The organism is Phormidesmis sp. 146-12, assembly GCF_052939495.1.
The window spans coordinates 15531-38609 of sequence record NZ_JBJPHS010000063.1 but is presented as its reverse complement, the minus strand read 5'-3'; the positions used below and the strand labels follow the sequence as shown (position 1 = coordinate 38609).

At 49.8% G+C, this 23079-nt stretch carries 17 protein-coding genes, 1 tRNA gene and 6 pseudogenes; 9 read left to right on the top strand and 15 right to left on the bottom strand.

Features of this window, described 5'->3' with window-relative positions; translation table 11 throughout:
- Positions 1 to 51: 51 nt before the first annotated feature.
- A pseudogene (locus ACKFKF_RS22940) lies at positions 52 to 938 on the top strand (transposase); the annotation flags it as partial.
- A gap of 200 nt (positions 939 to 1138) precedes the next feature.
- Here the strand turns inward: ACKFKF_RS22940 and ACKFKF_RS22935 are convergent.
- The 3 pseudogenes from ACKFKF_RS22935 to ACKFKF_RS22925 all read right to left on the bottom strand — a co-directional run.
- Positions 1139 to 1543: pseudogene (locus ACKFKF_RS22935) on the bottom strand (transposase); the annotation flags it as partial.
- A 25-nt stretch (positions 1544 to 1568) separates the two neighbouring features.
- A pseudogene (locus ACKFKF_RS22930) lies at positions 1569 to 2259 on the bottom strand (IS1 family transposase).
- Positions 2260 to 2293: 34 nt separating this feature from the next.
- Positions 2294 to 2754 (bottom strand): annotated as a pseudogene (locus ACKFKF_RS22925) (helix-turn-helix domain-containing protein); the annotation flags it as partial.
- 91 nt (positions 2755 to 2845) lie between these two features.
- On the opposite strand from ACKFKF_RS22925, the pseudogene ACKFKF_RS22920 reads away from it, so the two are divergent.
- Positions 2846 to 3900: pseudogene (locus ACKFKF_RS22920) on the top strand (IS630 family transposase).
- Between the two features lie 3 nt (positions 3901 to 3903).
- Here ACKFKF_RS22920 and ACKFKF_RS22915 read toward each other — a convergent pair.
- The 4 genes and pseudogenes from ACKFKF_RS22915 to pyrR form a co-directional block, all read right to left on the bottom strand.
- Positions 3904 to 4038, bottom strand: a pseudogene (locus ACKFKF_RS22915) (IS630-like element ISAcma27 family transposase); the annotation flags it as partial.
- Between the two features lie 416 nt (positions 4039 to 4454).
- Positions 4455 to 5408 (bottom strand): homogentisate phytyltransferase, encoded by a 954-nt coding sequence (locus ACKFKF_RS22910; protein ID WP_446869821.1) that lies wholly within the window; start codon positions 5406 to 5408, stop codon positions 4455 to 4457.
- 75 nt (positions 5409 to 5483) lie between these two features.
- Positions 5484 to 6320 (bottom strand): methyltransferase domain-containing protein, encoded by an 837-nt coding sequence (locus ACKFKF_RS22905; RefSeq protein ID WP_446859152.1) that lies wholly within the window; start codon positions 6318 to 6320, stop codon positions 5484 to 5486.
- A gap of 434 nt (positions 6321 to 6754) precedes the next feature.
- The gene (gene pyrR, locus ACKFKF_RS22900; protein WP_446859153.1) at positions 6755 to 7291 is read right to left on the bottom strand and encodes a bifunctional pyr operon transcriptional regulator/uracil phosphoribosyltransferase PyrR; all 537 of its coding nucleotides are present in this window, start codon (positions 7289 to 7291) and stop codon (positions 6755 to 6757) included.
- 124 nt (positions 7292 to 7415) lie between these two features.
- Here pyrR and ACKFKF_RS22895 point away from each other — a divergent pair, with 124 nt between their 5' ends.
- A complete protein-coding gene (locus tag ACKFKF_RS22895; RefSeq protein ID WP_446859154.1) occupies positions 7416 to 7613 on the top strand; it encodes a heavy metal transport/detoxification protein in 198 nt (65 codons plus the stop codon).
- 116 nt (positions 7614 to 7729) lie between these two features.
- Here ACKFKF_RS22895 and ACKFKF_RS22890 read toward each other — a convergent pair whose 3' ends face one another.
- Positions 7730 to 7984, bottom strand: coding sequence for a TIGR02450 family Trp-rich protein (locus ACKFKF_RS22890; protein ID WP_446859155.1), 255 nt, complete (start codon positions 7982 to 7984; stop codon positions 7730 to 7732).
- 164 nt (positions 7985 to 8148) lie between these two features.
- Here ACKFKF_RS22890 and ACKFKF_RS22885 point away from each other — a divergent pair, with 164 nt between their 5' ends.
- Entirely contained in the window at positions 8149 to 8919 is a 771-nt protein-coding gene (locus tag ACKFKF_RS22885) for a pentapeptide repeat-containing protein (protein WP_446869820.1), read from the top strand.
- Positions 8920 to 8922: 3 nt separating this feature from the next.
- On the opposite strand, the gene ACKFKF_RS22880 is transcribed toward ACKFKF_RS22885, so the two are convergent.
- The 5 genes from ACKFKF_RS22880 to ACKFKF_RS22860 form a co-directional block, all read right to left on the bottom strand.
- Positions 8923 to 9222, bottom strand: coding sequence for a hypothetical protein (locus ACKFKF_RS22880; protein ID WP_446859157.1), 300 nt, complete (start codon positions 9220 to 9222; stop codon positions 8923 to 8925).
- Positions 9223 to 9239: 17 nt separating this feature from the next.
- On the bottom strand, positions 9240 to 9782 hold the full coding sequence (rsmD, locus tag ACKFKF_RS22875; RefSeq protein ID WP_446869819.1) for a 16S rRNA (guanine(966)-N(2))-methyltransferase RsmD: 543 nt from the start codon (positions 9780 to 9782) through the stop codon (positions 9240 to 9242).
- Positions 9783 to 9797: 15 nt separating this feature from the next.
- The gene (gene hisH / locus ACKFKF_RS22870; protein WP_446869818.1) at positions 9798 to 10442 is read right to left on the bottom strand and encodes an imidazole glycerol phosphate synthase subunit HisH; all 645 of its coding nucleotides are present in this window, start codon (positions 10440 to 10442) and stop codon (positions 9798 to 9800) included.
- Between the two features lie 558 nt (positions 10443 to 11000).
- Entirely contained in the window at positions 11001 to 12068 is a 1068-nt protein-coding gene (locus ACKFKF_RS22865) for a hypothetical protein (protein ID WP_446869817.1), read from the bottom strand.
- 91 nt (positions 12069 to 12159) lie between these two features.
- Positions 12160 to 12828 carry an Npun_F0813 family protein gene (locus ACKFKF_RS22860; protein WP_446859161.1) on the bottom strand — a complete coding sequence of 223 codons (669 nt, stop codon included), beginning with the start codon at positions 12826 to 12828 and terminating at the stop codon, positions 12160 to 12162.
- Positions 12829 to 13214: 386 nt separating this feature from the next.
- Here ACKFKF_RS22860 and ACKFKF_RS22855 point away from each other — a divergent pair.
- From ACKFKF_RS22855 to ACKFKF_RS22835, 5 genes are all read left to right on the top strand, one after another.
- A tRNA-Arg gene (locus tag ACKFKF_RS22855) sits at positions 13215 to 13287 on the top strand.
- Between the two features lie 219 nt (positions 13288 to 13506).
- Entirely contained in the window at positions 13507 to 14112 is a 606-nt protein-coding gene (locus ACKFKF_RS22850) for a DedA family protein (RefSeq protein ID WP_446869816.1), read from the top strand.
- A gap of 9 nt (positions 14113 to 14121) precedes the next feature.
- Positions 14122 to 14640 carry a hypothetical protein gene (locus tag ACKFKF_RS22845; RefSeq protein WP_446869815.1) on the top strand — a complete coding sequence of 173 codons (519 nt, stop codon included), beginning with the start codon at positions 14122 to 14124 and terminating at the stop codon, positions 14638 to 14640.
- 90 nt (positions 14641 to 14730) lie between these two features.
- Positions 14731 to 16455 (top strand): ABC transporter ATP-binding protein, encoded by a 1725-nt coding sequence (locus tag ACKFKF_RS22840; RefSeq protein WP_446869814.1) that lies wholly within the window; start codon positions 14731 to 14733, stop codon positions 16453 to 16455.
- Positions 16456 to 16538: 83 nt separating this feature from the next.
- A complete protein-coding gene (locus ACKFKF_RS22835) occupies positions 16539 to 17030 on the top strand; it encodes a methylmalonic aciduria and homocystinuria type D protein (RefSeq protein WP_446859165.1) in 492 nt (163 codons plus the stop codon).
- On the opposite strand, the gene ACKFKF_RS22830 is transcribed toward ACKFKF_RS22835, so the two are convergent.
- Positions 16928 to 17347 carry a hypothetical protein gene (locus tag ACKFKF_RS22830; RefSeq protein WP_446869813.1) on the bottom strand — a complete coding sequence of 140 codons (420 nt, stop codon included), beginning with the start codon at positions 17345 to 17347 and terminating at the stop codon, positions 16928 to 16930. The two genes, ACKFKF_RS22835 and ACKFKF_RS22830, sit on opposite strands and share 103 nt — an antisense overlap.
- A 102-nt stretch (positions 17348 to 17449) precedes the next feature.
- Positions 17450 to 23079: Calx-beta domain-containing protein (locus ACKFKF_RS22825; RefSeq protein ID WP_446869812.1), on the bottom strand; the 5630-nt coding region annotated here is incomplete at its 5' end.

Here is a 23079-nt window from a genome sequence, read left to right as displayed (position 1 = left end):
CAACTGGTTTGCTGACTGTTGTTACTGTACTCCATAAACCTGAAATGTGCTGTAGGTCATGTTCTCTCACGTAGTGCTGTGAATCAAGTCACGCTTGCGGTTCAAAACCAGCTAGACACGCGTCGTTTAGCCTCAATTGGGAAGACACCTGAGATGCTCCTCGTCGATGGGGTCTGGGTGGAGATTCAATACACCCGTGATGAATTTAAGCAAGACCGTTCTGGACATTTACGCCAGTGTCGTCAAGCCCAAGAACGGGTGGTGTTGGCAGCACTGGGAGTGTGGGAGGATGGTTCCTATGAGATGCTGCACTACGAAATTGCCACTGAGGAAGGGGAAGCTGAGTGGAACCCGTTCTTTGAGCATCTGATAGAGCGGGGATTGAACCCGGACACAGTGCAATTAGTCGTCAGCGATGGCACCTTGGGATTACCCAAAGCTTTGAAAAAGACCTTGCCCAATGCTCAACAACAACGCTGCATCACCCACAAAGTCCGAGGACTTGAACGCTATTTGAGTTATGCCCAATTGCCCCAAGCCGATGCGAATGAACAACCGCTCAAACCCGATGAAGCGAAGCGGCAGCGGCGGTTTGAGATCGCATCTGAGGCATACCAGATTTACGAGGCAGATACCCATGAACAGGCACAGCAGCGATTGCAGCAGTTCATCGCTAAATGGAACTGCTTGAACCCAAAGCCGTGCAAGTTTTTCAGCGAGATCTACAACTAACGTTTACGTTCTATCAATTTGACAGCACTTTACATCGTCATCTTCGGACGACTAATCATCTAGAGCGTTTATTTCGCGAGTTTCGCACCAAGTCGGATGAAATTGGGGCATTCCCTCACGAGACCAGTTGCTTAACCGTGTTTTTCCTAGTGATTGAGCGAGATCATGCTAAACATGACCGTAAATCTGTGGCGAAAACTTCGTGACACTAACGCCATCTCATTCACCTTAAATAAACTGACAGGGATCATCTTACTCAATCTACTCGTCAATAATTTAAGTAGCCAAGGGTTAAAAAGCTCAAATACGTAACGGTTTATGAATGAGCCAACTTCGAGGGAAAACGAAATCGTTCAGCTTGATAATCCCCGGCTTGAGATCTGGCATCGATACCGTCAACGACGGCCTAGGCTAGATCTAGTTCATGGTCAAACATGTGCCCTCTCAATTCATGAGTTTTCAACTGATGCCATTCAGTTTCAATGGGGTTGAGTTCTGAGCAGTATTTCGGCAGGAAGAAGAAGTACAGTCCGCAGGTTTCCCACTCCGCCCATTTTGCTTTAACCAGATTTCTGGTGTGCACCGGACCATGATCTTGAACAATCACCCGGATTCTGCCGGATTGCTCATACTGAAGTTTGGCTTGCCGCGCCTGCTCCTCCATGATTGTGACGTAACGATCACCATCGAAACTGCCCACGACCAAGCCGTACACGAAACTCACTAACGGTTGCAACAACCCCAAAATGCTAATCCGCCTGCCTCGGCGCGAGGTTTGCTCAATGCGTTTCTGTTCTCCCACAAAGAAATAGGGCGTTGCTGAACAAAGGGATGAATCAAGTGAGTACGGGTATTGACCAATACTTTAGGTAATGGAGGAGCAATCGCAGCGAATGCTTTAGCATTTCGACCGACTTGGAGTAACACAAGGTCTGGCGATGCAATCGAGCTAAGTCGTGACGTAAGCGGGTATTCTCGCCTTCGACTCTCGTCATGTACGTCTTGCTCACAAGGTGGTCGCCTTCCTCAATAAAACCGGGATAAACCTTCCAGCCATCGGTGACATAGAAGTAGCAATGCCAGCAACAGACAATCTGCCACAAGGGTTTGAACGTCTCTGCGCTGTGACTCCCCCCACCCAAGCGAGAATGCCCGCCCGGAAATGGTTCACGGCTGTCCAGATCCAAATTTTGTTTTTTTTGACCCGACAAAGGTTTCTAGTTCGTCGAGTTCTCCCACCTCTGGAATCTCCGACTCCTGTGGGGCATCCGGCAGTTGCTGTCCGAGTTGCTTGACCCAATGAATCACGGTTGTATGATGCACGCCAGTACAGCGCTCAATCGCGCGAAATCCCATGCCGTTGACGTAACGCATCAAGCAATCCTGCTTGGTTGCTGCGCTGTAGCCTTTGGGTGGGTCATAGCCTTCAATAAATTGGCGACCGCAGGCGCGACAGATATGATTTTGCTTGCCTCGTCGTTTCCCGTTCTGGCGAACCTCAGTAGACCCACAGTATCGACACTGCATAGTACAACACCCTCATTCATCCCTCCATTATGCAACGCCAGAAATAGCTGTACTCAGCGGGCATCCAGAGCGAAAACCCAGATTCATCAAGATAAAACAAGTCGATTTCGCCTGCTGCCGCTGCCCATTGCAGCATCTCCAAGTCTGCCAGTTTCTTTGCCTTCTCCACCGGGTCTTGCTTGCTGTGGTGACTGGGGCGAGTCCGCTTCCAAATCACCCCCTTTTTTGGAACACCTGCCTGAGATGGTCTGCACTCAACTTGACGTTGCGCTCGGTTTCTAACTTTTGGGCAAGTTGTTGAGTGTTGTAGGTGTGTTGGTCTTCCCGTAAGCACCCTTCAAAGGACTCCAGGTTCTGTTCTTGCCAGCGCCGTTTAGCTCCCGGTCTTGGCGCGTCCCATAGCCCGCCTAAGCCGTTGCTTTGCCAGCGCCCCAAGGTCTCTCGCACTGTGCGCTCGTTCCAGTTGAAAAAAGCGGCGATTTTCTCGACATATACTCATCGCTTCTAAGAAATGGACTTTTAGATCTCCGATTGCATCAGCGATATGATGAAGTCATCCACTTCATGGGGCAGGGGGACTGTTTGTATGATTCAGGTTGAATTTACAGAGCAGATGATTGAGGAGTTGAAGTACGAACGGTATCATCACCCTCACCCCAAAGTTCAACAGAAAATGGAGGTCTTGTATTTGAAAAGCAAAGGCTTGGCGCAGCAAGACATCCGACGACTCTGTAGTATTTCCAAAACGACCCTGACGAGTTATCTCAGACAGTATCTTGAGGGTGGGATTGAGCGGCTCAAGCAGTTGGATTATCAGGGACAACCGAGTGCACTGAATGTTCATGCTGGCCGTGTAGAAACCTATTTTAGAGATCATCCTCCCCAAACGATCGCAGAAGCCCAGGCGAAGATTGCCGAAATTACTGGGATTCATAGAAGTCCCAATCAAGTCAATGCCTTTCTCAAACGGATTGGCATGAAACGACATCAAGTCGGGTTTGTTCCGGGTAAAAGTGGCAATCTGGACAAGATTGCCGAACAGGAAACGTTTCGAGAGGAGATTTTAGAACCGTTGTTGGAGTCAGCTAAAGCTGGAAAACAAGCTGTTTTTTTGTCGAGGCTGCCCATTTTGTTCACACTACTTTTTTAGGGTATCTCTGGTGCTTTAATCGAGGGTTCATCAAGTCACCCTCTGGACGCAAACGGTTTAACGTCCTGGGAGCACTCAATGCCCTCACCCTGGAGATCATCACGGTGACTAACGAAACTTACATTAATGCTGAGAGTGTTTGTCAACTGTTGCAGAACCTATCAGACTTAGCTTTAGGGATACCGATTACGCTGGTGTGGGATAACGCTCGTTATCAAAAATGTGCGGCAGTGTTTGAATTAGCAAATCAACTGGGAATGACCCTGGTGTACTTGCCCTCTTACTCAGCGCATTTAAATTTAATCGAACGGTTATGGCGATTTGTGCGGAAAGAATGTTTGTACTCTCAGTATTATGCTGATTTTTCCGCCTTTAAGCGTGCAATTTCAAGCTTGATTGACACAGCGCATATCAACAAACACGAACAGCTTAAAAGTTGGATGAGTTGGAGATTTCAGTCATTCAAAAAAGTCCATTTCTTAGCCGATTAGAGCATACATCCCTTGATGACTCAACCGCACCACTTCGGCTCGGTCTTTTACCCGTTGAGGAACCGTTGTTGCTTGGCGCAGTTCAAACAAGGTGCGATTCTCATCAGCATTCAGTAAAACACGTAAGCGGGCACCCATGTCCTCAGCCTCCTAACCCCTTGAAGTCGATGTCTCTATCTAACTTCACATACCTGAGCTTTTCGGCGTTGCTGAATCAGGGGATGAATTGCCCCAAAGCGGCGGGAAACTCAAGGTTCAAAGTCCCCCAATTTTGGGGGATTTAGGGGGCGAAAAGATGGACACTTCCCACAGATTCATCCCTTCAATCAGCAACGCCAGCTTTTCAAGCCTGATCTACTTAGGACTTACGCACTGTACAAATAAACTGCTTTATGCGCTAACGTAAACAGCCTGTTTCAGCCTTTGCACTAACAAATATTTGTGCCTTGGAGCGGCGACTACCAGTTTGGGTAATGTTGCATAGTATTCACCTGTAGTTGCCATATGGAGTTAGAGTTTCTGATGTTTCAACCGAGATGTAGCTTAAAGAAAACTCATAAACTGAGCAAACAGGCTGCTGGAAAAATTAAATACTCCAAGAAGAATAGCTTCCAGATGAATTGATAGAATTTGGCGATTTCGTGTTTGTCTTGGATATCGATTTTGTAGCTACGAAGCCAAAGTGAACCCAAGGCCAACAGATGGCTAATAATCGAAAACGGTGCATTCACGAAAGGTAATTTTAGAGACGCGATCGCCATCCCTAAATAACAAACCGTCAACACCCATCGAGACAGATTAAAAACGGCTTTTTGTCCCAATGTTAAGGTAAACGTGCTGATATTGTATTGGCGATCGCCCTCCATGTCGGGAATGTCTTTGAAGATAGCAATCGCAAATGTAAAGACCAAAATAAATAACGTCAAAGCGTACACTTTTGCAGGAATAGGAAGGCCGTTGTTGTAGTGCAGGAATAATCCTAAATTAACGATCGCTCCCCTTACGCCAAAGATGCAGAAAGAAGCCCAAAAAGGGAACCGTTTGAGGCGAATGGGCGGAAGAGAGTAGGCAGTGCCGATCGCCAAACTCAGCCCCACCATTGCTAACAGATAAGAACTTTGGGAAGCCGCCAGCCCGATCGCTAAAACTCCAGTAATTGCGACGATCGCTTGTCCTTGCCAGCGCGAAAATTCACCAGAGGCCAGCGGTAAATGGGGTTTGTTGATGCGGTCGATCGCAATATCTTCTAATTGATTGAGTCCAACAATATAGACATTGCCACACAAGCAAGCAATCAGGGTGATCAGAATAGATGAAACAAACTTCTCATGGCTGCTCAGATCAGTACCTGACAGTGCAATTAGATAGATACCCAGGACACTACAACTTGTTCCAATGATGGTGTGAGGGCGAGAAAATTTCCAGAAAGCATAGAGCCAAGGAGCATATCTTTTAACTGGATTTTTGGAGACCGAAGGCGCAGAAGATTTTGGAGAAGTTTGGCTCATGCAATGCCCGATTCTATAAATAGCTTGGTGATTCTGAAGTGTTTAATCAGAGAACTTATTTCATCAACTGAGAATTTACTTGCTGCCAGAGAGCAAACCAAATTTAATTAAGCCGCGATCGTAGCCTCGACTCATCAACCCTAAAGAAAGTGCCGCTTGAATAGTTGTCCATCCCGATCGCAGCAAGCCCACCAGCGCATCCAAATTAAATGCGGAGTCAATCACCACATCCCAAAAAGGAGCCACTGCTGTTGACCAGTCTGCTGTCCGAAGCGTCTCAAACGATAGATCGCGAGCGATTTGCTCATATTGAGGAAGCGACATAACAAAGGGCAGACAATAGACGCGATAAATGTCTTCGAGGTGCTTTTGTTCGTCGAGAGTCAGGGGCTGCTGGGCGGTCGATCGGTGACACCAAGTTGCCATAATGAAAGTGCCACCGGGCTTGAGAACGCGATGACATTCCTGCAAAAACTTTACCTTGTCGGGCATGTGTTCGCCACTTTCGAGTGACCAGACCAGATCAAAGGAGTTATCTGCAAACGGCATATCTAAGGCGTTCGCGACTTGAAACTGGGCGTTGAGTTGGGCAACCTGGGCCCTTTCTGTCGCTCGGTTTGCCTGAACGGGACTCAACGTGATTCCAGTCGCGTTTGCGCCAAACTTTTCAGCGAGATAAAGCGAACTTCCTCCAATTCCGCAGCCCACGTCGAGAATATCTCCTGCCTGAGTGACATTAGCCCACTTCAACAGTTCTTCGATCAGGTCAATTTGGGCTTGTCGTCTGTCTTTTTTCTCACTGCCATCGGCTCCATAATAACCGTGGTGCATGTGTTCTCCCCAAATCTGCTCCCATAGACTTGAAGAAGCGTCGTAAAACTCTTGAATTTGCTGGTAAAGCGTCGAAGTCATGCAAAAATTTCTCGAATCGGCTGAAAACAGACTAGCGTATTTCTCAGCCTGCTTGTCTTCCTCATTAAGAATAAGTAGGGTTAAGCACTTCATAAATCGTGCAAACCACAAAACTATTGCAAAACAATCAATTCATAGTTTGCTGAAGATGTTCAAAAATCGGTGACGCTGAGGTAGGGGAGTGAAGCATTGCCGCTTGCAGGAATCAGCATTACTGGTTGTATAAAAAATAGCGATATTGGGGCACTGAAGCGCGGCAGCATCCTTATCTTCAAGTCCAAAGGGTATTGATGCAATAATTAGTCTATGTGATTGACATGAGACACCAGCCATTTAGACTCGTCGAAGCTTCGCGGAAACAACGTGGACATAGCATCATCTCTCAGGAAAGCAAAACTTGAGCTTGATACTGCTGCTATCTCTCACCTCTAGCATTAGCCTTTAATTAACTCCACCCCATCGCGTCCGTCAAAATCTTGTAGATAAACCTTGACCATTTCCTCTTTGGCCGTGGGCAGCTTTTTGCCTGTGAAGTCTGGATGAATCGGGAGTTCGCGGTGACCTCGATCGACCAATACCGCCAACCGAATGACTTCTGGTCGTCCATAATCATTGACAGCATCTAGTGCAGCGCGAATTGTCCGTCCTTTGTAAATTACATCATCCACCAGGACAACCGTTTTGCCAGCCAGATCAAAAGGAATATCGGTCTTGGCAGGCGTACGGACGCTAATCGTATCCAAATCATCTCGGTAGAAGGTGATGTCGATCGCGCCCAGGGGCACCCGTACTTTTTCGAGGGCTGCGATTTGGTCTGCTAGGGTTTCTGCTAAAGGCACACCTCTCGTATAGATGCCCAACAAGACTAGCTTTGAGAGGTCGCCCGATTTTTCGATGATTTGAGAAGCGAGGCGCGTGAGGGTACGGCGTAATTCGTCAGGGGAGAGAATTTCGATTTGTTCGGAAGGCATAGGGTGAAGGATAAGAGGGCGATCGCTAACCAAAAACGTGAACCTACTTACAAAATCTTCCTCTAGAAGGGCATCGAACTGGAATGCTAAATTCAAAATAAGGGGGTTGTTTTAAGTAATTACGATGGCATTAAAGCTACACATCCCCTCTCTCAACAATCCTGATGCGGCAAAAGAAATCAAAGAAACAATTCTGGCTTCTGAACCTGGCGCAAAAGTAGACATTGATGTAGAAAATAAAACAGTTACTATCGAAGCCAAGGCCTCCGAGGAAACCTTTAAGCAGCTAGTTACAGCGGCGGGGTTTGAGGTGGCAGAGTAAGTTTGAGCGAGAGGAAACGGTCTGCTTAAAGTTCTATTAGTGATCAGACATAACCGAGGGGTGTTGATTTCTACGGATCATATTGAAGCGATTTCTTCATCCCTCCTCATTTTTTTCTACAAAACTTCGTCTACCTGAACTTCCATTTCTTGCAGTGATTGCCAACCTGCTTGCCATTGCGATCGATTTCTCAAAGACTTGGCATTTAGCCAAAATCGGACATTGGGGTCGCAGGCGGCCACCATCTCGGCAAACACCCACTCACCCTCGTTTTTGCGATTCGTTACTTGAAAATGTCGCCACCCCCAGGTTGTCTGTTGAGCCGTCCATTTGGAGCCGACGAGATAGGGGAATTTTTGCTTTTTGGACATGAACGCTGAAATTAGAAAACTTGACTGATTCGATCGTGCCACAAAATACAAATCAAAGTACTATGGGGTGTTCTGAGATGACGGCGGCGAAAGCGCTTAAAAGGATTCTGGTGAAGCGTCAAAATTGATTGCGATTGTCACAAAACAACCCCGACACCAAACTTATGAAACTCAAAATTGCGACTTCTGCACTGCTGGTCACGATCGGCTTGACGCTGCCTGCAAAAGCTGAAAACCTCGAACATACTCGTCAGTTGCTTTCGACTAAGCAATGCCAGCGTTGTAATTTGAGTGGAGCGGGGCTGACGTTTGCTCAGTTGATGGGCGCAAATCTCAGTCAAGCAAATTTGAGCGGGGCAAATCTCAGTCAGTCTAATCTTGCAGGGGTCAATTTAAGCGGGGCAAACTTGAGCGGAGCCAGCTTGAGTGGGGCGAATTTGACAGGCACAAATTTGAATGGGGCGAATTTAACAGGGGCAGATCTTCGAGGCGCTTTTTTGTCTGGGGCTGATATGACGAGCGCTCAGATAGAGGGTGCTGCTCTACAAGGCGCGATCGGGTTAGCACCAACGTTGGGAAATGCGGATGATTTTTATCGCTGGGCGTTAGAAGCCGCAAAACAGCGCAATTTTGGGCGGGCGATCGAGAACTATAACCAGACAATTCTTCGCAAGCCAGATCATGCGATGGCTTATTTTGGTCGAGGGGTCGCCCGAATGGAATTAGGTGATCAGGCGGGTGCGATTCAAGACTCAGAACAGGCTTCTACCCTTTTTGCAAGCCAGGGCAACAAAACAGAGGCCGAATCTGCTAAGAAAATGGCTGAGACGCTAAAAAATCCGCCCAAAGAAAAGCGGGAGCCTTCGGGAGGAGGGTTTGGGCAAGCCTTGATCAGCGTGGTGGGCGGTCTGTTGCAGTTGTTTCTGTTTCGGTAAGCCTCACTTGAGCGGAATGAACGGAAAAACAGTTTTGATGAATCTTCTGAGCCTTAATAACCGAATCGTTCTCTGAACTGACTGAGCTACTTGGGGTTTTACGGGCTGTCCTTGCTGAAGTTGGGACTGCAATTCTGCGTATTCAGTTGGGGTGAGGGGTCGGCCGTCTAGGGGCGATCGCGCCTCAATGATAATTTCCGTTCGTAATACTTCCTCTGGGGGGTCGCTGGGAGGCGGTAGGGCTAAAAGGGATGAGGGATGCAGGATGAGGGATGAAGTAAGAAGGATGAGGGGGCGCTTCATAGAAGGGGTTGCGGAATTTAATGGGAACTCGATCGATAAAAGGTGAGTGCTGTATTTCCGTAGCGTTTTTGACGGCAAATCTCCAGGTTGGAAACTTCCAAAGTCAGGCTTGGACTGTGTTCTACGGCTAATTCTCCAGCGGGTGATAGAAGCTGATGGTGTGCGATCGCTTCCAATACAGGTTCATACAAGTCACTGGTGTAAGGCGGATCAAAATAGATGCGATCAAACGGTTGACCCGTTAGGCTCGACAATCGTTTCACCACGTCGCCTCGGATGACTTGAAAGGTCTGATCGGGTTTGACCACCTGCTGCCAGTTTTGCTCAATCACCGTACAAGCTCGGCTCGATTGCTCAATCCCAATCACCAGTTTTGCTCCCCGGCAGAGCGCTTCTGCTCCCATTGAGCCACTGCCCGTACAAAGATCAAGCCAGCAACAATCGGCGATCGTGCCTTGCCAAATGTTAAACAAAGCTTCTCTGACTCGTGCCAGCGTCGGGCGAGTTTCTTGTCCGGGCAAAGTTTTAATCAATCGATTGCCGTAAATTCGTAGGCTCATAGGGCTGAGAGAATTTTATCCGATGCCGATCAGAGTAGAAGAATTGACCTGCGCCACAAAATTGGAGAGAATTTGCAGCCCTGATGTCGAAGACTTTTCGGGATGAAACTGCACCGCCATTAGGTTGTTTTGCGAAATGGCAGCCGTCACGGTTTGAGTTCCATGAGTAATCGTGGCCGATCGCACCCTTTTCTCAACGGGATCGACATAGTAGGAATGCACAAAATAGACCCAAGGATCAGCCGGAAGCTGTTTCCACAAGGGGCAATCGGGTTGAGTCATCTCTAGCTGATTCCAACCCATATGAGGAATGGTAATACCCGGCTCAGGGTGAAATCGTCTGACCATCCCCGGCACAATGCCCAATCCTGGTTCACGACCCTCTTCACTGCCGTCAAAAAGAATTTGCAAACCCAGACAGATTCCCAAGAAGGGGATGCCACGGGCGATCGCGGCTTTGATAGGAGCTTCGAGATGTCTCGATCGCAAATGCTGCACCGCTGGATCAAATGAGCCGACCCCAGGAAGGACGATCGCATCTGCCTGCTCAATTTCTCGTGCTGAGTCGGTGATATTGGGCGTTGCTCCAGCATTCTCTAGCCCTTTGCAGGCAGAGTGTAGGTTGCCCATGTCATAGTCAATTACCGCAATCACTGGCATCTCTCAACCCTCCAGGTTTCTATAGCAATCCTATAATGATTGGCAAGACCTTTTGTAGAGAATAGCCAGGGTACCAGTTGTACAACGAGTCGTTAAGTGCGATGAGTGCGATCGCCTACTTTAAGTGCGCTAATCCGATTGAATGACAGAGCTTTTTGCTAAACACCTAGATAGGTCTATTGACGGCTCCCCGTCCTGAAGTTCGGGGATTCTTGGATCATCGGGAGTCCTGCGACTTTACCCTCACCAAAATTCACTGCGATGCGCCCCACCGCTGTATCGATAGAGAAAATTCTTGCTGCTCCCTAGGAGCCAAAACTTTCTCAGGCATTACCACCCCTTGCGAGACAGGTTCCTCCGCTCAAGGCGCGAGCCTCTGCCTGTGTTGTGGACTAGAACAAGCATACCAAAGTCGCCCTAAAAGTGCGAGGCTTGTATCCCATTTTCTTGGTCAGCGAAGACTGACTTCGTTCTAATAGGTGTGAATTCCATTCGCCAGCCTTCCGAAAATTTAGGAAAGCAACCGGAGCGATCGTTCACACCAGCCTTCCCCTTGCTCTACGCCCTCCTTCTGCCCCCTGCCCGACGAGAGCGACTCAGGTCAAATTCTAGAGCGGCCCCCACCCCAAATAGCACACCGCTCAACACCCAAAAGATTTCGAGCAAGCCACCGCTCTGATAGTCAGGCAGCCTGGTAGTCGCGTATTTGAACCACATATCTGCGATGTAGAGCGAAAAGGCAGCCGCGGCGATCATGCGCCAGGATTGAGAAAAGCGTCCGCCCCAAAAGGCCAGCAGCAGCGTCGTCGCCACAATTAAGATGAACACATCCGCCATCACATAGAAATAATCTAAGGCGGACTTGAGTGGAGCCAACGCATCCTCGATCGCCGTTACCCACCCTGGAGCCGGGGCCTTCTGCTCAACCGGAGCCGCTACCGGAGCTTGCTCAACCACAGGTACCGTCGAAGGCGCGGGTTTTGCTGTGGGCATGATCTTGACCGCAGATTGAGGAGTGGGTTTGGCAGGCTTAGGAGACGCTTTGGGTGGGGCAGTTTGAACTGGGGCAGTTTGTGCAGAAACAGGCGCAATGCCCACCAAATCTGCCGTCTGCGTTCCGGGAGCAATCGTCAGCCAGGTCGCAAAAGCAATACTAATGGCTGCAATTCCAGCGACGATGCCCCACTGCCACATTTCGAGATTGAGACGACGATCGGCAAACGCCATCACCATTCCCCACCCCAAAAATAAGTAAGTTGGAACGTAGAAGAAGTCTCCTGGAGACACCGCCGCATCTCGTCCCAAAAACGTCTCCCAGTAGGTGAAGAGTAGACCGCCGATCGCATAGCACAACATTCCTAAGCCTACCCCTAGCCAGACTTTACGCCCACTGACAATCTGCGGACTGCGCCAGTTTCTAAAGCACAACAACGCGGCAGTTGCGTAAGCCACAATCTCAAAGATAGACGTGCCATATGAGTACCAATCAGGTCGCTCCTGTCCAGGCTCCGTCACGCTAAACAGCAGAAAAAACAACAGCGCCATCACTGCCCAGACAATTTCAGCAAAGACGATCGTCTGCACGGACAAAGATTTGGAGCGAGATTTGTCTATCGAAGTACTCATTTCACGTTGGGGGTAGGGCTGACTAGAACCGCAGGAAGCAACCCTGCATCTTACTGGAAAGTCGGATTAATGTAACCAAAGATTATTGAAGTTAACGCCAGAGGGTGCCAATGGGCGATCGATTTAACCAGGTGCTAAACCGGGTGCGTTCGGCGGCGGGCAGATCCTGCAATGCTTCTAGGGTGCGTTCTGCAAACGGAGACTTGCCAAAATAAGACCTCCCAATCCGGTGTAGCTCTCGTAGCAGCGTATTCAAATGGGCTTCTTGCCAGGGTGGGGTCTGTAGACTGCTCAAAGGATCAACCGTCAAAAGCTGCTTGATTGCGTCAGGTGACTCGGTTTGCGGAAAGTGCCCCTGCCGAAACACCTCAGTAATATCTTTTTGAAAGGTGACCGCTTGCTTATTGCCCATCAAGTCTTCAATGTCAATGTACATCGCTTGCAGCATGAGTAGACAGGCTTGAATCAACATCGGGGGCGTTGCGTCGATGCCGCCTTCCTGAGCCTCATTGGACAACTGATCAAGCCGAACTTTACCCCAGACGCTGTATCGCTCAGGCTCCTCCAAAAGCACGCAAGCCTTGCCCTGGTTGTCGGTCAAATCGCGCCAAAATGCCCGCGCCTCTTCTTCTTGGTTGGCATGAAAGACACTGATCAAGCGAAACGTCAGTCCCTGATAGGTCAGGATCGGAATCTTTTGATCTCGTTTGGGGTGTGGGACGCTGGAAATCTCAACATCCTGCCGTTTCAGAATGAACATAAAACAGCCAGTTAACTCCTATCAGGGGGGGCAATGGAAGGCACGCAGAAGTGTCTCAGGATTGACAACAAGCTTCCTGGGCAAAGAATAAGGCTACCAGAGGAAGGGATCTCAAAGAAACGGCTAACCTAAATAGCAAACCTGCGATCGCCCTTGATCAATACACTACTTTGAATTCCCTTTTTCTGGCTTTCAGTGTACACACCCCAGAGTAAAATCTGTCCTGAATCTGCTTGCCAGATATTAAGTTTTTTGTTAAGCAACCGGATTTTAGTTTGCTCAGGCTAATTTGAAGGTCTTGACGATTTGATATTTTGTGTCGAGAGGTTTCGGTAATCTTGCTAAAATTCAGGACAGTGGCTGTCAAGCTGGTACAGTTTTCACAGGGGTTCTTAGCTCAGAGGATAGAGCAACCGCCTTCTAAGCGGTCGGTCACTGGTTCGAATCCAGTAGAGCCCGTTCTTAAATTCGTGCCCCTGTAGCTTTTCAAGAAGGGCTGCGGGGGGCTTCTTGAAACAGGGCAGGGAACAATCTGCAAGGTTATGTTCTCTGATGAATAAAAGTAATCTAAAAGCTTTACCAAACTTCATGAAATTACCCTTAAACTAAACCGGGAACCCGGCGATCGCTGTTTGTAAAGGTAGATATTGCCCTGAATATAAATGAGGAAGTGACGCAATGGCTGAATGGATCGCCAACACCATGAACGCAATGGGATATTGGGGAATTGGGCTGCTCATGTTTTTGGAGAACCTTTTTCCACCGATCCCGTCCGAATTGATCATGCCGTTGGCGGGCTTTACCGTCTCTCAAGGCAAAATGAACTTTCAGTACGCGGTTTTGGCAGGGGTGATTGGCACCGTTTTTGGGACGTTGATCTGGTACTATGCTGGGATTTTGGTGGGGGAGGAACGCCTGAGAGCGCTTGCCGATCGCTACGGCAAATGGTTGGGGCTATCGGGGGCCGACATTGACAAAGCCAACCGTTGGTTTTATCGGCATGGGACGAAGGCAGTTCTCTTAGGGCGGCTAGTTCCTGGCATTCGGACAATTATTTCACTCCCGGCAGGGATTAGCCGAATGCGGTTGGCTCCTTACCTGGTGTATTCGACGATCGGCACTACGCTTTGGACGATTCTGCTCACCTATGCCGGATTTTTGCTAGGGGAACACTACGATCGCGTTGATGAATACTTAGCGCCCGTTTCCAAAATCGTTTTAGTTGGTCTGATTCTAGGATTTATTGCCTGGGTGGTGCGACGACGACAATCTGGTCTCAAATAAGGAACCTACATGACTTTTGATGCAGCGCGTCTAGGACAGTGGATTCGCCAGATCGATCTGATCGACGGATGTCTAGTAATCTGGGCGATCGTGTTTACAGAATTGGGGCTGGTGATCGACTTTTTTCTACCAGAAGACGGTTTGCGGTTTGCAGCAGAGTTTTCAGCGTCTCAAACCATTCTCAATCTTGAAATCCTCACTTTGGGGTGTTTTGTCGCAGCCGTTTTAGGCGATAGTGTGGAGTGCGCCACCGGAAGCCGATTTGGACGAAACTTATTCGACCGAGAAGATTCCTGGCTCTTTTACAAAAAGCATCTCGTTTTAGCCCAAAGGTTCTACCAAAAGTGCGGCAAAAGGGCGATCGTTCTAGCCCAATTTGTGCCCATTGTGCGAACCTTTGCTCCGATCGTCACTCGCATTAGGGCAATGAACTATGTTCTATTACAAAGCGATCGGCGGACTATTGCAGACTTTTGGCGTAACGCTGTTGGGCTATTCTTTAAGAGCCATGATCCCCGATGCCGATAAATATTAGTTGCCCATTATCCTGATCATGGTCGTCGTTTTGCTTTTGCCTTCTGTCTTTCACATCTACCAAGAACGTAAGTCTAGCCGACATTGAAACATCGCTCTAGCTATTGGCAGCTTATCCCCTACATCCGCCCTCAGTGGAAAACCATTGTGCAGGCCATGATTTGCACGGCGGGAATTACGGCTATTTGGCCAGTTTTGGCGTTGTTAGCCGGACGGATGTCTGGGCTGATTGGGGCGGGCAAAGTGGGAGCCATTCTCGATCTGGTGATTTTTGCGGCATTTATTTGGGGGCTACAAAAACTGCTGCTCTATGGGCAAGATTTGCTGATGGCCAAGGCGGCCCTGTCGATCGCCTTCAAACTCAGACAGCGAACCTATGCCCACGTCCAACATCTCAGCCTCAGCTATTTTGAAACCGTCCAAACCGGAGATCTGGCGTATCGACTGACCGAGGAAATCGATCGCATCGGCGAAGTCGTCAATCGCATGTTTGCTCAGTTTATTCCCAGTGTGTTGCGGCTGGTTGTGATGTTGGGGTGGATGGTGCGACTCAACTGGCAACTCACCCTGGCAACGCTGATTACGGCTCCTTTGCTGGCATTTTTGATCGGCTGGTTTGGCGAACGGCTGAGGAAACTCTCTTATAAAAGTCAAAGTCGGGTTTCTGATCTGTCAGCGCTCCTGATCGAAATGTTTAACGGGGTGCGGTTGGTGCAGGCATTTGCGGCGGAGGGGTATGCGATCGAGCGGTTTGGGCAAGAGGCAGAACGCAACCGTCAGGCTAAGTTTCGCACCGATCGACTCCGCGCGATTCAGTACCCGATTCAGGGCTTTTTGGAGGCATTGGGCATGCTGACGCTGCTGCTGCTGGGCGGTTGGCAAATCTCAAAGGGCAACTTGACGGGCAGTGATTTTGTCAACTACATCGTTTCTGTCGCACTTTTATTTGATCCCATTTCGTCGGTGACGATTAACTACAACGAGTTTAAACAAGGAGAAGCCTCGGTCGATCGCATCTTTGAGCTTTTATGGTTGCAGCCGACGGTGGTTGAAAAGCCCAATGCGCCTGCCCTGCCGCCCGTCAACGGGAAAGTTGAGTTTTGTCACGTCAGCTTTGCTTATCAGATCGAGCGCCCCGTTTTGCAAGATCTCAATTTGCTGGTACTGCCCGGAGAAATGATCGCCCTGGTGGGAGCTTCTGGAGCGGGCAAGACGACGCTGGTAAATTTGATTCCGCGATTTTATGAGCCGCAGTCTGGAGACATCTTGGTGGATGGCATCAACGTGAGAGATGTGTCTCTGCGGAGTTTGCGCCGACAGATTGGGATTGTGCCTCAAGAGACGACGTTGTTTTCGGGAACGATCGCCCAAAATATCGCCTTTGGTCAGCTTGAATTTGATCTCAAAGCGGTGCAAGAAGCGGCCAAGATTGCCAATGCTCATCAGTTTATTAGTCAGTTTCCCCAAGGCTATGAAACCTGGGTGGGTGAGCGGGGTGTAAACTTGTCTGGCGGTCAGCGACAACGATTGGCGATCGCCCGCGCGGTTCTGCTCAATCCCCGAATTTTGATTCTCGACGAAGCGACTTCTGCTCTGGATTCTGAATCTGAATCGCTGGTTCAAGAAGCGCTGGAGCGGATCATGCAGGGTCGAACGGTCTTTATCATTGCCCATCGATTGGCGACCGTGAGACGAGTCGATCGCATTCTGGTTGTCGAAAAAGGGCGCGTTGTCGAATCGGGAACACACGCCGAACTGATTGCCGAAGGAGGGCGCTATGCTGGATTTTATGCCCAGCAGTTTAGCTAAAGGTTGAAGTTTTGAGAAGGTTGAAGTTTTGAGTTGGAGCCGCTGTTCACCCTTCAGGATTCAGTCAACACCCCTCAGATTGCATGATTGAATATTCCATTCACACCCCCAGCGACTATATTTGTAGCCATCGAGAAAACCTCCTGCCCGACTGGTCTCTGCCCGTGCGATCGATTTTGGTCGTCTTGCAGCCTGCTCGTATGGAATTGGTGCAGCAAACGCCGGAGACAGAAGATCAAAAGCAGCAGCTTCGACAAAAATTTCTGGAATTTGGGCTGACGATCGTTGAAAAACTACGAAACTTGGGACATCAAGCCGATTTGTTTGATCCCCGAACGGGCCTTCCTGTCTTGTCTCAGGCGGGATCGCTCAGATTAGACGATGTAGCGGTGGTGCGATCGACGCTAGGGTATCCAGCTATTCAGCTAGGGGACTGCTCTGGAATCGTGCATCCCATCTGGGGACGGGCAGTCTATCCGTCAATCTTGATCGCGTCGGCGGACTCTGGACTGGTCAAATCTGTCATTTCAACCGTCGAAGGCTTACTCGAAACCCACCATTCTTTGAGTGGCTGAGGCAATTTTACCGGGTAGAGCGTCATCACCAGGGAATCAGAAGACTGACCCACAATTTCTACACTGTAGGACGGACTATTTCTCGTCGCCAAATCTACCGTAAAGCGGCGGCCAATCCGTCGCCAACTGGGTTCTTTGCCATGCCACTCAATGCGACAACAGGGATAAGGCAACGTTTCGCGATCGAACAACCGACAGCAAGCCCCCACGACTCGATAGCTAAAATGGCCACCGGGACTGGTAAAAATGTATCCGTGTGGAAGGGGGTGCTGTTGAGCAGACAGATTGACAGGACGGGATTGATTAGGAAGATTCACGATCGACAAGCTGACGAGTCACTAAAAGGTTAAGCGGTGGACTCTGAACCTGGAATACATTATTCCGTCCAGAGTCCTGAATTGATCCTAGACGATCGCTCCTTACACCGCACTCTTAAACTCTTCCAGACTTTGAACGTCCCAGCGAGTGTCCGTCCAGCGAGGCAGATAGTACCCCAAATTAAAGGTGGTGCCATCCATGTACCAGAGGCTAGTCTCCCCTGTCTGAGCATTGCGCCAGAAGATATCGACATTGGCATCCCCCCCAAAGTCCTGCACCCCTGCAATCTCCCAACCCAACTCTTTGACTGTTCTCAAAAACACCCCAGTCCCAAAGGAGGTGCCGTTCATGAGCCAGACTGCATTTTCGCCTGTGCGATAATTGCGCCAGAGTAGGTCGGGGCTGCGATCGCGGTTAAAGTCACCGATCCCTTCGAGTTTCCAACTTGGGTCAGCGATGTTGGTGGGGATAGCAGGCGCAAAGAAGACCATGTTGTTTAGAGTCCAGAAGCCGATTTGACCTGTAGAACGGCTACGCCACAGAATATCCAGATCTCCATCACTGTCAAAGTCGCGAATCGCTGAGATATCCCAAGACGTATCGGTACTCCTCCGAAGCGGGACAGCATTGACAAGGGTCGTGCCATTCAGCTTCCAGAAGCCTGTGTCGCCCGTGAAAGCGTTGTACCACAGCAGATCTGGGTTGTCATCGCCATCAAAGTCGCCCACCCCTTTGATCTGGTAGTTCAAATCTTTGGCAGCCACCAGGTCGATCGAGCTAAGATATTGCGCTCCGTTCATCAGCCAAACTTTGTTGTCCCCGGTGATGTAGTTACGCCACACGATATCTAGCAAGCCATCGCGGTTAAAGTCGCTCGTGCCCTGAAAACGCCAGCCCAACTCATCCATTTCGGGCAAGACGACAGTTCCCGCGTAGGGCGAACTATTCAGTTTCCAGATGTCTGCTTTGCCACTCACAGTATTGCGCCAGAGAATATCCAGATTGCCGTCGCGATCGAAGTCTCCCGTTTCAGCGACTCCCCAACTTGCGTCTCGCGTGGGCAAGAAGACCGCAGCCCCAAAGGCCATATTGTTCATGTACCAGATGCCAGTGCTGCCTGACTCCGAGTTGCGCCAGAGAATGTCTAGATTGCCGTCGCGATTAAAGTCGCCTACCTTTTCGATGCGCCAGATCAGCTCGTTCACTTTTCGCAGCCCAACGTTTTGCACGTAGCGAGTGCGATCGAGTTGCCAGATTGTGTTGTCTCCGGCGTTGTAGTTGCGCCAGAGAATGTCTAAACTGTTGTCGTTGTTGAAATCGCCAATCGCCGCAATTTGCCAGTTGGCATCTGTGACGGTGAGCAATTTGACGGTACTGATGGCCGGAGTCCCATTCATCAACCAGATCACGTTTTCTCCGCTGCTGGAGTTGCGCCAGAGAACATCCGATTGCCCATCTCCATTAAAGTCGCCCAGTCCTTGAACCTTCCAAAACAGATTACCTGTGCTGGGCAGTCGTGTCGAAGAAACGAAGTTAAATTGATTCAACGTCCAGACCGCTGACTCGGTGGTGCGCTGGTTGTACCAAAAGATTTCGGGCTTGCGATCGCCGTTAAAGTCGCCCACGCCGCCCACGACCCAGGCTAAATCTCCGGTGGGAGGTGAATAGTGATAGGTCACGTATTGGCTACCATTCAGTTCCCAGAACGACGTGTCGCCAGTCTGCGTGTTAAACCAGAACAGATCTAAATCTCCGTCTCCATCAAAGTCAGCTTTTGCGGAAATCTTCCAGCTACCCGGAACGCCACTCGCCAGGTCGATCGTTTTGTTGTAGGTGCTGGTGTTAAATTGCCAAATTTGAGCTTCGGTGGAGTCAGCATTAAGCCAAAGCGCGCCCAAGTCAGCGTTTACGCTCGGATCGATATCGTCGTTGGTGAGCGTCGCGGTGCCTGTGGAGGTGGCGATCGTGGCGTTGGTCGGGCTAGTCAGATTGACCGTAAAGCTTTCGTTAGGTTCAAAGCGGGTATCGCCCAAAGCATTGACGGTAATCGTTTTGCTGGTGTCTCCCGGATTGAAGGTAATCAGATCGGTCGCTGCCAAGTAGTCGTTGTTGGCGAGGGTAGCTGTGCCATTGGCGGTACTGTAGGGAACGGTGATTGGCTGAGGGCTGGGCTGAGACAGGCTGACGACGAAGGTATAGGGGGTGATGCCCGTGTTGCCTTCTCTTTGGGGAGTGGGGCTGGTGATGCTAACGGTGGGGAGGGGGTCGTCGTTGAGAATCGTTGCCGTTGCGGTGCTGCTAGAAAGCGTGGCATTGATGGGGCTGACGAGATTGATCGCAAAGGTTTCGTCTAGCTCAAATTGAGAATCGGCGATCGCATTGACGACGATCGTTTTACTCGTTTCGTTAGGCAAGAAAGTCAGCGTTCCTGCGTTAAACGTGTAGTCACTGTTTTGAATTTTGGCGGTGCTGTCGGCGGTCGCAAAGTTAACTGAAACCACTTCGCTGCTAGGGTTGGACAAACTGACCACAACGTTATAGCTGGTGTTGCCTTCGTTTTGCGGAGTTGGATTGACAATGCTGATTTTCGGTCGAAAATCGTCTGCTTGAATCGTGCCAATGCCCTGACCCGGATCGGTGGAAATGTCTGCATTCGCAGGCGTGAGATTGGTCAGACGCACAAAGAAGTTTTCTTCTGGCTCAAATTTGGTGTCGCCATTGACCCGGACGGTAATCATCTTGGTCAATTCACCCGGAGTAAACGTGAGCGTGTCAGAGGCTGTCTGGTAGTCTTGATCCGCGATCGTCGCCGTTCCATCTACCGTTTGATAGCGGACTGAGATGGGGGCACTGCTGGGATTTGAGAGACTGACTTTGAATGAGTATTCCGTCGTGCTGCCTGTTGCGCCTTCGGGTTGGGTGATGCTGTCGATCGTGATCTTTGGTTTTGCATCATCGTTGACGATCGTGCCGATGCCGCGTCCAGCGATCGTTGAAATGTCGGCGCTGACTGGGTTGCTGAGAGTGGTGGCAAAGTCTTCGGTGGGTTCAAAAACGCTGTCTCCGCTGACGGCGATCGTGATTTCTTTGAGGGTTTCTCCAGCGGCAAAGTTGAGCGTTCCTGTTTGTGCGGTGTAGTCGTCTGCGGTGGCGGTGTTGGCGGTGGTGCCATATTGCACACTGACAGGAATGGAGGTCGCTTCTGACAAAATCACTTTGAAAATCAGAGGAGTCGTGCCATTGTTACCTTCACCTAGGCTGGGATTGTCAATGCTGATGGTGGGCCGGATGGGCTGATCGTCGTTGAGAATGGCCCCTCGCCCGATCGCTGAAGCAATCTCCGCATTGGTCGGATTCGATAACACTACGCTAAAGTCTTCGTCTAGCTCAACGATCGCCTCTCCATTGACCAGGACGGTAATTTGCTGGCTGGTTTGGGTGGGATCAAAAGTTACTTTGCCTGTTTGCGCGAGATAGTCGGTTCCCGCTTGAGCGGCTTCATTTTGGGTTGTAAAGTCTACGCTAATCGGCTGGCTGCTGGGGTTAGAAAGCGTGATGTCAAAAATGAAGGGTGTCGTCCCCGTTCTGCCTTCATTCAAGTTGACGCTGTTGATCGAAACTTTGGGCGTGTCGTCATCGTTTTTGATCGTGCCAACGCCCTGACCTGCCCCCGTCGAAATGTCAGCATTCACCGCGTCTGAGAAGACGATCGTAAACTGCTCATCCGCTTCAAATTTGTTGTCGCCCTTGACCTGCACCGTGATGAACTTAATCGTCTCATTGGCATTAAAAGTCAGGCTACCCGCATTGAGAGTATAGTCTCCATCGGTCACTGTGGCGGTGCCGTCTGTTGTGGTGTAATTGACCGTGACCGGATCGACCGTCGGATTGGACAGCGTGACCGCAAAGGTGAAGTTTTTGGTTTGACCCACACCGCTCTCTGAGTCGTCTACTTTGCCGATCCCGATCGTCGGTCGCTGGTCGTCATTTTGAATTGTGGCGATGCCTGTCGCTTTAACGATCGACGAGTTAACCGCATTGCTCAGAGTGACGTTGAATGTTTCATCGACTTCTCGCTTGGTGTCCCCCGTTGCTTGTACGGTAATTTGTTGGCTGGTTTGACCGGGCGCAAAGGTCAGCGTAGTGGTCGAAACCGCTGTGTAGTCCAGATCATCTGTTGTTGCCGAGCCATTCGTCGTAGCACAGTCAACTTTGATCTCTTGAGTGCTTTCACTGGAGAGGCTAACCGTGAAGACAAAATCAGTCAGCCCACTATCGCCTTCTCTTTTCTCAACGTTGTCGATGCTGAGAGTCGGTGGATTGTCATCGTTGTTGATGGTTGCAATTGCGGTACCGTTGGCGATCGTGCCGCCTGCGGGTGTGCTGAGTTTGACAGAAAACTGTTCGATGGGTTCGAGTTTTGCGTCTCCTTTGACGTTGAGGGTGATTGGCTTAATCGTTTCACCTGCTGCAAAAGTTACCGTTCCAGGACTCGTTGCCAAAACTGCTTTGTAGTCGTTGTCTCCAGTGGTCGCACTGTCATCTTCAGTGGTGTAGTTGACAGTAACGGGCTGATCGCTGGGATTGGAGAGGGTGACATTCAGTACGATCGGTGTAGTTTCACTATTACCTTCTACGATCGCTGCATTCTCAATACTAATCGTAGGAATCGGATCATCATTGCCGATGGTTGCGATCGTGCTACCGATAGATTGATCGTTGATGTCCGTTAAGTTTACTTGGAATGTTTCGTCAGATTCTCGTTTGTTGTCACCTGCTACGTTAACGGTAATGACTTTTAGCGTTTCACCTGCACTAAAGGTCACTTGTCCCGTTGTGTTTATGTAGTCATTGTCTAAAGTGGTTGCAGTTCCATCTGCCGTAACATAATTGACGGTAATCGGCTGATAACTTGGATTAGAGAGCGTGACATCAAAGGTGTAAGGCGTTGTGGTATTTCCTTCTGCTTGAGTGATTGGATTTGCCGCGATCGCCACCGTTGGCACAGCATCATCATTAGTAATCGTTGCGATCGCTGGTTCGTTACCTGTCGTGATCGCGCCGTTGATCGGGTTACTGAGTTTGAGCAGGAAGCGATCGTTGTCTTCAAGCCTGTTGTCTCCTGTGACTAATACTGTGACCGGAAGTATGGTTTGTCCCGTCGCAAAGGTCAATGTACCAGAGGTTGTGGTGTAGTCGTTGTCAAGGACTGTGGCGCTGTCATCTGCGGTGGTGTAATCGACGCTGACGGGCAATCCACTCGCCTGCGATAATGCCACGTTGAAAACAAAGGCGCTGGGGCCGCTCAGTCCTTCTACTTGGGTGACGTTACCCACGCTGATGAATGCACCTTCGTCGTCGTTTTCGAGAATAGCGATCGCACTTGCCGTTACATTCTGGGTATTTGTCGCATTACTGAGCAGCAGTTTAAATTGTTCGGTGCCTTCGAGGGTGGTGTCTCCTTTAGCAAAAACGGTAACTAGCTGACTGGTAACGCCTGGTGCGAAAGTAAGCTGTCCACTTGCGGCTGTGTAGTCGCTGGAACTTTGAGCCGTATCGTCGCCTGTTGTGTAATCAACGGTAATTGCTTTACCACTGGTGTTGGACAATACGACATCGAACACATAGGGCGTGTCGCCGCTTTGACCTTCTTGCTTCGTGACGTTGGCGACTGATATTGTGGGCGGTGGATTGTCGTCATTTTCGAGAATAGCGATCGCCCCAGTCGTTG

Bases quoted from the DNA above. Each gene is read 5' to 3' on its own strand.
- ACKFKF_RS22845 (WP_446869815.1), top strand. From the start codon at position 14,122: ATGACTTTTGATGCAGCGCGTCTAGGACAGTGGATTCGCCAGATCGAT.
- ACKFKF_RS22885 (WP_446869820.1), top strand. From the start codon at position 8,149: ATGAAACTCAAAATTGCGACTTCTGCACTGCTGGTCACGATCGGCTTG.
- hisH (WP_446869818.1), bottom strand. From the start codon at position 10,442: ATGCCAGTGATTGCGGTAATTGACTATGACATGGGCAACCTACACTCT.
- ACKFKF_RS22850 (WP_446869816.1), top strand. From the start codon at position 13,507: ATGGCTGAATGGATCGCCAACACCATGAACGCAATGGGATATTGGGGA.
- ACKFKF_RS22905 (WP_446859152.1), bottom strand. From the start codon at position 6,320: ATGACTTCGACGCTTTACCAGCAAATTCAAGAGTTTTACGACGCTTCT.
- ACKFKF_RS22835 (WP_446859165.1), top strand. From the start codon at position 16,539: ATGATTGAATATTCCATTCACACCCCCAGCGACTATATTTGTAGCCAT.
- ACKFKF_RS22890 (WP_446859155.1), bottom strand. From the start codon at position 7,984: ATGTCCAAAAAGCAAAAATTCCCCTATCTCGTCGGCTCCAAATGGACG.
- ACKFKF_RS22910 (WP_446869821.1), bottom strand. From the start codon at position 5,408: ATGAGCCAAACTTCTCCAAAATCTTCTGCGCCTTCGGTCTCCAAAAAT.
- ACKFKF_RS22865 (WP_446869817.1), bottom strand. From the start codon at position 12,068: ATGAGTACTTCGATAGACAAATCTCGCTCCAAATCTTTGTCCGTGCAG.
- ACKFKF_RS22895 (WP_446859154.1), top strand. From the start codon at position 7,416: ATGGCATTAAAGCTACACATCCCCTCTCTCAACAATCCTGATGCGGCA.
- ACKFKF_RS22860 (WP_446859161.1), bottom strand. From the start codon at position 12,828: ATGTTCATTCTGAAACGGCAGGATGTTGAGATTTCCAGCGTCCCACAC.
- ACKFKF_RS22880 (WP_446859157.1), bottom strand. From the start codon at position 9,222: ATGAAGCGCCCCCTCATCCTTCTTACTTCATCCCTCATCCTGCATCCC.
- pyrR (WP_446859153.1), bottom strand. From the start codon at position 7,291: ATGCCTTCCGAACAAATCGAAATTCTCTCCCCTGACGAATTACGCCGT.
- rsmD (WP_446869819.1), bottom strand. From the start codon at position 9,782: ATGAGCCTACGAATTTACGGCAATCGATTGATTAAAACTTTGCCCGGA.